A 12,682-nucleotide genomic window follows, 5' to 3' on the forward strand; every position below is an offset into this window, starting at 1 on the left:
CGAGCTGCGCGTAGGGGTAGACGTGGTTGACCCACGCGGCGGAGTTCAGGACCGCGCCGACCCGCCCGGCCAGGTCTCGGTGGACGGCATCCGGCAGGCCCAGGCGCGGCGCGGCGAGGTCGCCGTCGACCAGCTCGACCCGTCCGGAGGCGAACCCGCGCGCCACCGTCGCACCCAGGCCGAGCCGGTCGGCGCGGGCGAGCAGCTCCCGCTGCCGCGCCGGGCCTCCGCGCGCCAGGCACACCACGTGCAGCCCGCGTTCCAGCAGCTCGACCAGGGCGAACGCGCCGACGAACCCGGTGGCGCCGGTGAGCAGCACCACCTCCGGATCGGTCGCGGACGTGGCGGGCCGGGCCGAGGTCGGGCGGTCGAGGCCGGCCAGGCGCTCGGCGACGTCGGCGCGGACGGCGTCGATCGGCGCGTCATCGGGCAGCTCGACCGCCGCCACCACGGGGGCCGGGTCCGCCGCCCCGGCGGTGGCCAGCTCCTCGATCGCGTCGGCCATCGCCTGCAACCGGGGACGTTCGAACAGCAGCACCATCGGCAGCTCCACCCCGAAAGCGGCGTGGACGCGGGAGACGAGCTGGACGACCATCAGCGAGTGGCCGCCCAGCTCGAAGAAGTGGTCCTCCGCGCCGATGCCGGTCACGCCGAGCAGGTCCGACCAGATGCCGCTCAGCGCGACCGCCGCGCTCCCCCGGGGCGGTGGCCCGGACGGGCGGTGCGCCCCGTCCCGGCGGGCGGCGAGCGCGGTCCGGTCCAGCTTCCCGTTGCGGGTCAGGGGCAGCTCCCCGACCACCTCGACCGAGGACGGCACCATCCAGTCGGGCAGGCTGCGCCGCAACTCCTCGCGCACCCGGGCCCCGTCGGGGGAACCGCCGGGCGCGGGCACCACGTAGCCGACCAGGGTGGCCGCGCCCACCCGGTCCTCGACGACCACCACGGCGGCCTGCGCCACCCCGGGCAGCCGGTCCAGCGCGGCCCGCACCTCGCCCAGCTCGACGCGGTGGCCGCGGATCTTGTGCTGCTCGTCGCGGCGACCCAGGTAGGCCAGCTCGCCGTCGCGGCGCAGCACGGCCACGTCGCCGCTGCGGTACATCCGCCGCCCCGGCACCGGGGACCACGGGTCGGGCAGCATCCGCCGCGCGGTCAGCGCCGGGTCGGCCTGGTAGCCGAGGGCGACGCCGGCGCCGCCGACGAACAGCTCCCCCGGCACGCCGACGGGCACCGGTCGGAGGTCGTCGTCGAGCAGGTAGACCGACAGGTCGTCCAGCGGCACGCCGATCAGCGACCCCGCGCGCCCGACGTCGTGCCGGGTCACCTCGCGGTAGGTCACGTGCACGGTCGTCTCGGTGATCCCGTACATGTTGACCAGCCGCGGTCGCTCGTCGCCGAACGCGTCGAACCACCCGGCGAGGGCGGAGTGGTCCAGCGCCTCGCCGCCGAAGACCACGTACCGCAGCCGCAGCCCCGGCGGCCTGCGCGCCACGAGCTGCCGGGCGAGCTGGGCGAACGCGGAGGGCGTCTGGCTGAGCACGGTGACGCCCTCGGCGGCGAGGAGGTCGGCGAAGGCGTCGGGCGCGCGGGTCGTCCGCCGCGGCACCACGACCAGCCGGCCGCCGTGCAGCAGGGCGCCCCACAGCTCCCAGACCGAGAAGTCGAAGGCGCTGGAGTGGAACAGGGTCCAGGTGTCGTCGGGGCCGAGGTCGAACCGCCGCAGGCAGGACTCGAACAGCCGCAGCACGTTGGCGTGCGAGACCAGCACGCCTTTCGGCGCGCCGGTCGACCCGGAGGTGTGGATGACGTAGGCGGGTGAGCCGGCGGGCACCTCGACCGCGACCGGTGTGTCCGGCGCGTCGGCGAACTCGCCGGCGTCCCAGCGCAGGACGGCGGGCGCGGGCCCGCCCTCCGGCAGGCGGTCCGCGTAGCGCGGCGAGGTCAGGACCGTGGCGACCGCGCAGTCCGCGAACTGGGCGGCGGCCCGCTCCGGCGGCCCGTCGGGGTCGACGGGCAGGTAAGCCGCGCCGCACTTCAGCACGCCCAGCACCGCCGCGACGAGGTCCGCGGTGCGCTCCGGCACCAGGCCGACCACGTCACCGGGGCGCACCCCGCGGGCGAGCAGGACGTGGGCGACCCGGTCGGAGCGCCGGTCGAGCTGCGCGTAGGTGAGGCGGGTGCGGTCGTCGGCGACCGCGGGCGCGTCGGGTCGCTCGGCGGCCACGGCCGCGAAGCGCGCGTGCAGCGTCGAGTGGGCCCGTGCGGCCTCCGCCGCGCGGGCGACGGCCGCGCCGTGCAGCCGGACCTGCTCGTCCTCGTCGAACACGGGCAGGTCGGCCACGGGCCGGTCGGGCGCCGCCGCGCCGGCGGCCACCACCCGCTTCAGCCAGCGCGCGAACGCCGCCACGGTCGGCTCGTCGAACAGCTCCTCGTCGTAGGGCAGGAAGCCGAGCACCCGGTCGCCCTCCTGCCACAGCTCGACCATGAGGTCGAAGTGGGTGGCGCTGCCGTCCAGCTCGGCGAAGTCCACGTCGACGCCGGGCAGGTACGGCGGTCGGGGCGCGCCGTCGCGCAGGCTCAGCGAGGTCTGGAACACGGGGGTCACGCCCGGTCGGCGCACGGGCTGGAGCTCCTGGACGAGCACGTCGAACTGGAGGTCCTGGTTGGCCATGGCGTCGGCGAGCGCGGCGCCGGTGCGGCGGACCAGCTCGCGCAGCGACGGCCGGTCGGCGACGTCGACCCGGATGGGGAGCCAGTTCAGGAAGTAGCCGACCATGCGCTGCGTCTCGGGGCGGTGCCGGCCCGCCACCGGCACGCCGACGACGATGTCCTCGCGCACCAGCCGGGACAGGAAGCCGGTGTAGGCGGCCAGGAAGGCGCCCAGCAGGGTCGTCGACTCCGACCGCGCGAGTTCCCGCAGCGGGGCGACGAGGTCCGCCTCGAACTCGATCGGGTGAAACCGGCCCCTGCTGCCGCGGACGGCGGGCCGGGGCCGGTCGGTCGGCAGGTCCAGTTCGTCCGGCAGGCCCGCGAGGCGTTCGCGCCAGTGGGCGAGTTGCCGCCGGAGCACCTCTTGGTCCACGGCGTTGCGCTGCCAGTAGGAGAAGTCCGGGTAGTGCAGGTCGAGCGGGCGCGGGCCGGGACCGGCGCCGAGCTCCTCGCCGTACAGCGCGCCGAGGTCGGACAGGACGATGTCGAGCGACCAGTGGTCGGAGACGATGTGGTGCTCGGTGAAGGCGAACAGGTGCTCGTCGGTCGCCGTCCGGTAGAGCCGGCAGCGCAGCAGCGGTCCCCGCGCGAGGTCGAAGGGTTCGAGCACGGAGGCCGAGGCGCGCCGCCGCGCTTCCGCCCGGGGGTCCGCGGTGCCGGTGCAGTCCTCGACCCGCAGCGGCACGTCGAGCCGGTCGAGGACGACCTGGTGGGGGCCGGCGCCCTCGTCGCGGAACACGGTGCGCAGCGCCTCGTGCCGCTCGACCAGGCGTGCGACCGCCCGGCCCAGCGCCTCCACGTCCAGGTCGCCGCGCAGCCGGAGCGCGGTGGGGACGTGGAAGATCTCCGGGTGCGAGACCAGTTGCGACATGAAGTACAGCCGCTCCTGCTCGTGCGACACCGGGATCTCGACGCCGGTCGGCCGCCGGCGGATGCCGAGGTCGACGCCCGACCCGGCCAGCAGCCGCTCCAGCAGGGCCCGCTGCGCGGGGGTGAGGTCGGCGAGCCTGCTGTCCAGCGACTCCCCGACCGGTGCGCCGCCCGGGGCGGTTCCCTGCTCGGTCATGTCATCCTCCCCGTCCTGCGGCGGCACGGCGACCCGCGGCCGTGAACGGCCGTACCCCGGGTTGAAGTCTTCACGAACTGTCTTCAAGACTCGACAGTCGCCGTCGAGAAGTCGCTCATTACGCTGCAACACAGTCTTCATGCGGTCAATGCCGGGGAGCGCGGCGGCGTTCACGCGGTGGTCACGTGCGAGGGCTTCCCGTACGGTGTCGGAACTCGATCACACGGCCCTCGGCGCGAGGGTTCCCCACGGGGGTGACAACGATGATCCCCAACGCGACGGGACACCGGAAGTCGTTGCTGGACGGGCGATTCCGGACGGCCACCGCCCGGTACGGCCTGTACTGCTTCCCGGCGGCCGGCGCGGTCCCGTTCTGCTCCGGCTGGGAGGACCGCTTCCGCGGCGCGGTGGAGCTGGTGCCGGTGGGGGCCCACGGTTCACCGGGGACGGTCCACTCCACGGACACTGCGTCAAGTGAAGCGGCGGACGAGGTGGCTGTCGACATCTCAGCGGCCCGCACCCGCCCGATGCTGTTCGGTCACGGCGCGGGCGCGCTCCTGGCCCTCGAAGTCGCGCGGAGGCTCGAAGAACTCGGCGCGCCGGCGACGCACCTGTTCGTCGGCGGGCAACCCGCGCCACCGCGCGGCCGCACCCGTCCCCCGGTGAACCCCCTCCCCCGCGCCGGGGTCACGACGATCGGCGCGTACCGCCGGCCCGCGCCGCCGCTGTCGTGCCCGGTCTTCGCCTGGTGCGGCAGCCACGACCCCGCGGTGGGCCCCTCGGCGCTCCAGGGGTGGGCGGCCGAGACCGCGGCAGGCCTGAAGCTGTTCGTCCGCCCCGGCGGGCCCGCCTTCCTCGCGCGGCACGCGGACGAGGTAGTCCGCGTCGTCCACGACGAGGCGTCACGACTGGACGCCACGAGCCCCACCACGACCGACCCGGCTCGGAGCTGACCCGGCGGGGCCGTTCGCCCTGTCAGAGCCGGCCCTCGCAACGGTGACCCGGCGGGACCGCCGCCCTGCCACCGCCACCCACATGGCGCCGACCCGGCGGGGCCGTCGCGACCCCGCCGGGACCCGCGCTCACCCGCCCGACCCCAGCCGCGCGGCCAGCTCGCCGATCTCCTCGTCCGAACGGCCCTCCACCAGCGCCAGCGCGGCGGTCAGCGCGTCGCGCCTGGCGTTCTCCCGCTCCACCGCCCGGTCCACCAACCGGGCCAGCCCGCGGACCGTCGGCGTGGAGAAGAACTCGGCGATCTGCACCTCGACGCCGAACACCGCCTTCACCCGGGACGCGATGCGGATGGCCTGGAGGCTCGTGCCGCCGGCCGCGAAGAAGTTGACCTCGCCGCCGATCCGCGCGCCGAGCAGCGGGGCGAAGACCTCCGCCCGCACCGCGCGCTCGGTCGGGGTGCTGTCGGCCTCGTCGTCCTCGTCGACCAGGTGCCGCACGTCGGCGAACTCCACCGGCGGCAGCGCCCGGCGGTCCACCTTGCCGCTGGGCGTCAGCGGCACCTCGGCCAGCGGCACCAGGACGTTGGGCACCATGGCCGCGGGCAGCCGCTCGCCCAGCGCGGCGCGCACGGCGTCCAGCTGGAGCCGCGCGCCGTCCTCGGGCACGACGTAGGCCACCAGGATGGAGCCCCGCCGCGGGTCCACGGCCGCGTCCGCGATCCCCCGGGCCACGCCCGGCACCGCCTGGAGCGCCGCCTCCACCTCGCCCAGCTCGATCCGGACGCCGCGGACCTTGACCTGGCGGTCGGCCCGGCCCAGGAAGACCAGGTCGCCGGCGTCGTCCCAGCGGGCCAGGTCGCCGGTGAGGTAGAGCCTGGACCCGGGCGGGCCGTGGGGGTCCGGGCGGAACCGGTCCGCGGTGAGGTCGGGGCGACCCAGGTAGCCGCGGGCGACGCCGAGCCCCGCGATCGCGACCTCGCCCACCGCGCCGGGCGGCACCAGCTCGCCGTCCTCGGACAGCAGGTACGCGCGGTGGTTGGCCATCGCCCGCCCGATCGGCGGCGAGGCGGTCCACTCGCCCTCGCACCGCTTCGCGACCACGGTCACGGTCGTCTCCGTCGGGCCGTAGCCGTTGTAGAACTCGCGGCCCCGGGCCCACCGCGTGGTCAGCCTGCCGCTGAACGCCTCGCCGCCGACGAACGCGACCCTCAGGTCCGGGTAGTTCTCCGGGCTGAGCAGCTCCATCACCGCAGGCGGCAGGTCCACGACCGTGATCCGCTGCTCGGCCAGCAACCGGTCCAGGGCGTCCACCGAGCGCCGCTCGTTCTCGTCGGTGACGTAGAGCCGGGCGCCGCTGAGCAGCGCGCCGAACGTCTCGAAGACCGACACGTCGAAGCCGATCGAGGCGAACTGGAGCACCCGGTCGTCGGGGGTGAGCCGGAACAGCTCTCGCACGGTGCGGACGAAGTTCGTCACGTTGCGGTGCTCGACCACGACGCCCTTCGGCCGCCCGGTCGAGCCGGAGGTGTAGATGACGTAGGCGGCCGAGTCCGGGTGCACCGGCACGGCGGGCGGTCCGCCCGCGCCGTCGGCGTTCCCGGGCCCGGCGGGCACCGAGGCGACGTCCACGACGACCAGGCCGTCCCCGAGCAGGTGCTCCGCGACGGCGGAGGCCACCGCGAACCGGGCGCCGCAGTCCTCCAGGACGGTGGCCACCCGCTCGGGCGGGTGTCCCAGGTCTACCGGCACGTACGCCGCGCCGGCCTTGAGCACCCCGAGGACGGCGGCGACCAGGTCGGGTCCGCGCTCGACGAGCACGGGCACGAAGTCGCCGGGCGCCACCCCCTCCGCCACCAGCCCGCGGGCGATGGCGTCCGACCGGGCGTCCAGCTCCGCGTACGTCGCCGTGCCGGCCCGGGACACGACCGCGACCTCGTCGAGGCGCCGCGCGGCCACCTGCCGGAACAACCCGGGCACGGTCTCCGGCCGGTGCTCCCCGATCGGCCCGTTCCACACCTCCAGCACGCTCCGCCGCTCGTCGGCGTCGGCGAGCGGCACCGAGTTCAGCGGCGCGCCCGGCGCGGCGGTCCAGGAACCCAACGCGTCCAGGTAGCGGCGCGCGAACCGGTCGGCCGTGGCGTCCCGGTACAGCGCCGTCGCGTACCGCACCGCGGCGGACGGCACGGGTCCGTCGAGGTCTACCTCCAGCGACAGCTCGAACCGGCCGACCCCGGTGTCCACCGGGTCGACGCCCCACCGGAGACCGCCGGCCACGACGACGCCGGCGGACCGGTCGCGGAGGCCGAAGCCGACCTGCGCCAGCGGCAGCCTGCCCACGTCGGGTTCGACCTGCAACCGCTCCAGCAGGACCTTGAACGGCAGGTCGCCGTGCCGCTCGGCCTCGACGCGCCGCTCGCGCACCTCGCGCACGAGGGCCTCGAAGGGCGCCGCCGGGTCGACCTCCAGCCGCAGGGGCAGCAGGTTGCCGCAGTCGCCGACCAGCCGCTTCGGGTCGAAGGGCCCGGTGACGTCGTGCGGCACGCCGATGACCAGGTCGCGCGTCGAGGTGTGCCGGGAGACCACGGCGAAGAACGCGGCGAGCAGCACGTCGTCGACCGGCACGCCGAGCCGGCCGGCGAGGTCGCGGACGGCGGTGGCCGCACCCGCGGGCAACGCGCGTTCGGCGGTCCGGCTGGTCAGGTCCAGCAGCCGGGGGCGGGGGAAGTCGACGGGCGGCTCCGTGACCTCCCAGCCGGCCAGCGCGCGCTGCCAGAACGCCGCCGCGCGCTCCGCCTCCGGCCCCTGCGCCCACTCCCGCTGCCACCGGGCGAACTCGCCGAACTGCGGGGGCGGCGCGTCACCCGCCGGACCCGCGCCGGGCGCGCCGGCGCGCCGGGCGTAGGCGGTGGCCAGGTCGTCGCGGAGCACGCCCGCCGATCGCGGGTCCAGGACCAGGTGGTGGCTGGTGACGACCAGGGCGTGCCGGTCGGCGGCCAGGCGCAGCAGCCTGAACCGGACCATCACGTCGCCGGTGACGTCGAAGCCGGCGCGCAGCTCGTCGCGCACCACCCGGACCGCCGCCCCGGCGAGGTCCTGGCCGGCGGAGTCCCGCCCGGCGAGGTCCTCGACGTCCAGCGCCACCGGCCGCCACGGCCGCACCACCTGCACGCCGGTCTCGTGCTCGTGCGGGAAGACCGAGCGCAGCACGGTGTGCCGCTCGGCGACGTCGTCGATCGCGCGCCGCAGCACCGCGACGTCCAGCGGTCCGGCGACCTCGATCACGAAGCCGAGGCCGTAGGCGGCGCTGCTGGACGCGACCCGGTCGAACAGCCACAGCTGCTCCTGCCGGTGGGACAGGGGCGCGACCCGGTTGCCCCCGTCGCGGGAGACGTGGTCCAGCCGTCCGAGCAACTCGTCCCGCCGCTCGGGGGACAGTTGGCGGAGCCGTCGCAGGAGTTCGCTCTGTTGGGACATCCCACCGCCTCGCGTCTGCGGATGAAGGCTGATGAAGGCCGTCGAGACCGTGCCGCCGCGAAGGGCTCATGTCGTCGCACAGTCCGCATCAAGTATCGAAGAGGCTACATGAAGTATTCATCCTGCGCAGCGGGGAGCCGTTGCGGCGCAACGAAAATCGGGCGCCGGGCACACGTCACGTGGTGGACGTGCGCCCGGCGCCCGCGCGGGATCCCCCGGGTCAGAGGACGACCCTCATGTGCTCCGGCACCTCGTCCCTCAGCCGGTAGATCCCGCCGGTCAGGATCCACACCACGGCGAGGAACGACAGCAGCGCGGCCACCAGGAACGGGGTGGTGTTGCTGACGAACAGCGCGGCGATCGCGGCGCCGATCAGCGGGCCCACCGCGTTCGCGCCCCACACCAGCGGCAGCGCGACACCGCCCATGCGGCCCATCGCCTCCGGGGGCGTGGCCCGCTGGATCAGCGACATGATGCCGACGTTCGCGATCGGGCTGGTGAACGTGGCCAGGCCCTCCGCGACCATCACCACCACCAGCGCGAAGCCCTTGCCCCCGGTGTCGGCCAGCGGGAACACCAGGAACGCGATGCCTAACAACACGTGCGTGAGGATGAGCGTGCGGCCGATGCCCAGGCTCTCGTTGACGCGCCGGGACAGCACCGCGCCGAGGAGCACCGGCGCGCCGCCGACGCCCAGCGCCAGGCCCAGCTCGGCCGGGGTGAACCCGAGGTCCCGGTACGCGAAGACGATGATCATCGCCAGCACCATCGACACCGCGAGGTTGCCGAACATCGCCATCAGCGTCAGGTAGCGCAGCAGCCGGTTGCCGAAGGTGATCGCCAGGCCGGAGCGCAGGTCCGCCAGCGTCGCGGCGAGGCCACGGCCGCTCGGGGCGGCCTCCGGCTCCTTCGCCTTGATCCGCGTGAGCGCCACGAAGGACACCAGGTACGACACGGCGTCCACGGTGATCGCGCGGGCGGCGCCGAGCAGGCCGACCAGGGCGCCGCCGACGCTGCGCCCGAAGACGATCGACAGCGAGCGGCTCAGCTGGGTCTTGGCGTTGCCGTCCAGGAAGTCCTCGCGGGGCAGCAACTGCGTCAGGTACGCCTGGTAGGCGAGCTGGAAGACCACGTCGAAGATGCCCTTGAGCAGGGCCGCCGCGTACAGGTGGCCGATGGTGAGCCCGCCGAGCACCCAGGCCAGCGGCAGCGACCCGAGGATGACGAAGCGCGCGACGTTGGCGACCTGCATCAGCGGCAGCCGGCGCAGCCGGTCCGTGAGCACGCCCAGGATCGGCGCGAGGACCACGAAGGGCAGCCACTGGAGGGCGACCAGCAGGCCGACGCCGACGGCGCCCTGCCCGAAGGCCAGCACCGCGAGGGACGGCAGCGCGATGACGCTGACCTCGCTGCCCAGCAGGCTCACCGTCTCGCCGGACCACAGCAGCCCGAAGTCGCGGTTGCGGAACAGCACGGACTTCCGCCGCCCGGCCCCGGCCGCGTTCGGGTCCTCGCCCGGTCCCCCGGGTCGCGGGTCCCCCGGCGCGGGCTGGTCGCCCCCGGGCGGGGCGGTTGCGGTGTGCTCCTGCTCCCCGGAGCTTCGCGTTGGCATCGGATGTCCCTTCGTTCGGTTCCACGGCTGCCCGCACGCCTGGCTGAGGCATCCCCGGCATCCCCGGTGCGACGATGGCGAGAAGGCATCGTCCGGCGAATCAAGTGGAGGGACACACTACACATGCTCCATCGCAGACTGTGTAGTGTGTCAACAGTGGTGAACCGACTGCTACAACGGTGACGCCAGGTTATCGCAGGAGCACGGTGCGTCCACCCCCGCTCGGGTGTTCAACTGCCCGATCCCAGGGGTGTCGTGAAGACTTCGGGGACGCGTTCCGACGCGTCAACACGCTTCAACGGCAGTATAGTGCGCCGTCATGGGCCGAAAGTACTCGATCACCATCCAGGCGCACGACCAGGTGAGCGATGCGCTGCCCAAGATCAGCGCCGTGATGCAGCTCGACGAGAGCGGCACGCCCCGGATCGTCGAGCTCACGGTGGGCGCGGCCGACGGCGGCCCGATCGCGCCCGAGGTGGCCCGCGACATCGACTTCGCGCTGCTCGCCGAGGCCCTGGGCAACGCCGTGTCCGCGACGGTGCGCTCCCCGCGGGGCACCGCCGACGCCTCCGCGGCCGGGCGGTCGCGCGCAGGGGGACCGGCGGACGCGCGCCCGGCGGACGCGCGCCCGGCGGACGCGCAGCCGGCGCAGGAGCGCCCCTACCGCCGGATGCCCGAGGCGGACGAGGTCGAGGAGGTCATCCGGCGGACCAGGAGCGTCGGGAAGCTGGCGCGGCACTACGGCGTGCCCCGCTACACGGCGCAGGCGTGGGTGAACCGGCTGCGCCGCGCGGGACGGCTCGACGACCTCGACGGCGGCCGCGCCACGGCGTGACCCCTCCCGCCACCGCACCGGCCCTCAGACCGCGACCGAGCGCAGGACCATGACGTCCTGCGGCAGCGGCGCGCTCGACTCGTACCGGAACCCCGTCTGCTCCAGCAGCGCCCGGTACTCGGCGAGCGTGCGCTCCAGGCCGCCGGTGTTGACCAGCATGTGGAGGTCCCAGTCGATCGCGAGGGACCGGGAGTCCGGCAGGCCGATCACGCGCTCGACGACCAGCAGGGTGCCGCCGGGGCTCATGGCCTTGCGGCACGCGGTGAGGATGCGGGCGCAGTCGTCGTCGTCCCAGTCGTGGAGGATCCGGGACAGCAGGTAGACGTCGTGCCCCGCCGGGACCGAGGTGAAGAAGTCGGTCCGCACGACCTCGCACCGGTCGCCCACGGGCGAGGAGGCGAACCGGGCCAGCCCGGCGTCGACCCGCTCCTCCGCCAGCACGCCGCGGATCGTCGGCGACGCGGTGAGCAGCGCTTCCAGCAGGGAGCCGTCCCCGCCGCCCACGTCGACGACGGTCACGTCCCCGGGCAGGTCGACCGCCGCCGGCACCGCCTTGAAGAACGCGGTGCCCGCCGCCATCGCCCGGTCGAAGACGCGGCCCGCCTCGGCGTCCTGCTTGTAGTACTCCAGGAACGTCGCGCCGAACACCAGCGGGAACCCCGGTTCGCCGGTGCGCAGGCAGTGCACGACGTGCGCGAACGACGGGTATGCCTGCTCGCCGTAGAGCAGGACCAGCTCGTGCAGGTGGGACGGGTGGTCCCGGCAGAGCATCTCGCCCGCCGCCGTGAGCCGGTACTCCTCGAAGTCGTCGGTGGCCAGCACGTCCTGGAAGGACAGGGCGCGCAGCAGCCGCCGCAGCGAGGGCGGGTGGCTCCCGGTCGCCTCGGCGAGCGGGTCCGGCAGGCGGTAGCCGTCCCGGATGCGGTCGGGCACCCCGAGCTTCACGGCCGCGTACAGCGCGTAGGCGCGGAACGGCGCGACAAGCGTCTCCAACGTCCTCCGCAGGTGGTCGGTCTGCACGTCCACACTCGACTCCTCGCCGTTCGGTCGGTCCGGTCACCCGGTGTGCGCCCCGTCGCGGTCCCGGGCCGGTATCCAGCCGCGTTCGATCCGGGGCACCTCGATGCCCAGCGCGCGCATCTGCTCGACCGGGTTGCTGATCTCGCGGCTGCGCGCGATCAGCCCGTCCACCAGGTCGAAGCAGAGCAGGAAGTGGTTCTCGTAGCGGCCCTCGGGGTAGCCGGGGAAGCGGATGGCGCCCGCGCCCCGGCACTCCACCCAGATCACGTTCGGGTCCAGGGTCTCGATGACGGAGACGTCGGACCAGGACCAGTCCGGCAGGACGCGCACGGACAGCTCGCCGTGCCGGCGCAGGTCCTCCCGCCCCTGGACGACGATGGGCCGGCCGACGTCGGTGAACCACAGGGCGGCGGAGCCGTCGTCGGTGTAGAGCAGGTGGCGCTCCAGGCGCTCGGCCAGGCCCGTCCGCAGGTACCGCTCGACCGCGGCCCCGTTGCGCGCCCTCAGGTCCTCCTCGGTCGCGGTCACGGCTGGAGCCTCCGCGCGCTCCACGCGCCGTCGCGCAGGTCGTAGCGGAGCCGCCGGTGCAGGCGCCCGGTGCCGACGTGCCAGAACTCGACCGCGGACGGCGCCAGCTCGAAGCCCACCCAGGTCGCCGGGCGCGGCAGCGGGTACCCGGACAGCGCCAGCCGCTCGGCGCGGGCGCGCAGCCCGGCCTCGTCCTCCAGGGGCGCGCTCTGCACCGTCGCGACCGACATCGGGTACGTGGAGCTGTCGCGCTCGGCCCACAGCCGGTCCGACACCGCGTCGTCGGTGATCCGCAGCTCGCCGGACAGGGTGACCTGCCGCCCGACCTCGGGCCAGTGGAACACGGCCGCGCCGACGCCGGTGTCCCGCGCGTCCCGGCCCTTCTGGCTGCCGAGGTGGCTGCTGAACACGAAACCGCGGTCGGTGACGTGCAGCAGCCGGATCATCCGGTTCGACGGCCTGCCGTCGCGGTCGACGGTGGCCAGCGC

8 protein-coding genes are annotated in these 12,682 nt (G+C 74.7%); 2 read left to right on the forward strand and 6 right to left on the reverse strand.

The window, feature by feature from the left end; genetic code table 11:
* Positions 1–3,772, reverse strand: a 3,772-nt coding sequence (locus tag ACFV4N_RS26420) for a non-ribosomal peptide synthetase (protein ID WP_499675294.1), incomplete at its 3' end; no start/stop codon positions are given.
* Positions 3,773–4,035: 263 nt separating this feature from the next.
* Here ACFV4N_RS26420 and ACFV4N_RS26425 point away from each other — a divergent pair.
* Positions 4,036–4,725 (forward strand): thioesterase II family protein, encoded by a 690-nt coding sequence (locus tag ACFV4N_RS26425; protein WP_499675295.1) that lies wholly within the window; start codon positions 4,036–4,038, stop codon positions 4,723–4,725.
* Between the two features lie 129 nt (positions 4,726–4,854).
* On the opposite strand, the gene ACFV4N_RS26430 is transcribed toward ACFV4N_RS26425, so the two are convergent.
* Both ACFV4N_RS26430 and ACFV4N_RS26435 read right to left on the reverse strand, forming a co-directional pair.
* Entirely contained in the window at positions 4,855–8,199 is a 3,345-nt protein-coding gene (locus tag ACFV4N_RS26430) for a non-ribosomal peptide synthetase (RefSeq protein ID WP_499675296.1), read from the reverse strand.
* Between the two features lie 220 nt (positions 8,200–8,419).
* Entirely contained in the window at positions 8,420–9,811 is a 1,392-nt protein-coding gene (locus ACFV4N_RS26435) for an MFS transporter (RefSeq protein ID WP_499675297.1), read from the reverse strand.
* A 319-nt stretch (positions 9,812–10,130) separates the two neighbouring features.
* Between ACFV4N_RS26435 and ACFV4N_RS26440 the strand changes: the two genes are divergently transcribed.
* Positions 10,131–10,646, forward strand: coding sequence for a hypothetical protein (locus ACFV4N_RS26440; RefSeq protein ID WP_499675298.1), 516 nt, complete (start codon positions 10,131–10,133; stop codon positions 10,644–10,646).
* Positions 10,647–10,670: 24 nt separating this feature from the next.
* Here ACFV4N_RS26440 and ACFV4N_RS26445 read toward each other — a convergent pair whose 3' ends face one another.
* The 3 genes from ACFV4N_RS26445 to ACFV4N_RS26455 form a co-directional block, all read right to left on the reverse strand.
* Positions 10,671–11,672 (reverse strand): methyltransferase, encoded by a 1,002-nt coding sequence (locus ACFV4N_RS26445; protein WP_499675299.1) that lies wholly within the window; start codon positions 11,670–11,672, stop codon positions 10,671–10,673.
* A 30-nt stretch (positions 11,673–11,702) separates the two neighbouring features.
* Positions 11,703–12,194, reverse strand: coding sequence for a PhzA/PhzB family protein (locus tag ACFV4N_RS26450; protein ID WP_499675300.1), 492 nt, complete (start codon positions 12,192–12,194; stop codon positions 11,703–11,705).
* On the reverse strand, positions 12,191–12,682 hold a 492-nt coding region (locus ACFV4N_RS26455; protein ID WP_499675301.1), incomplete at its 5' end, for a pyridoxal 5'-phosphate synthase. The genes ACFV4N_RS26450 and ACFV4N_RS26455, both read right to left, overlap by 4 nt.

This window comes from Actinosynnema sp. NPDC059797 (assembly GCF_042732085.1).
GTDB lineage: Bacteria > Actinomycetota > Actinomycetes > Mycobacteriales > Pseudonocardiaceae > Actinosynnema.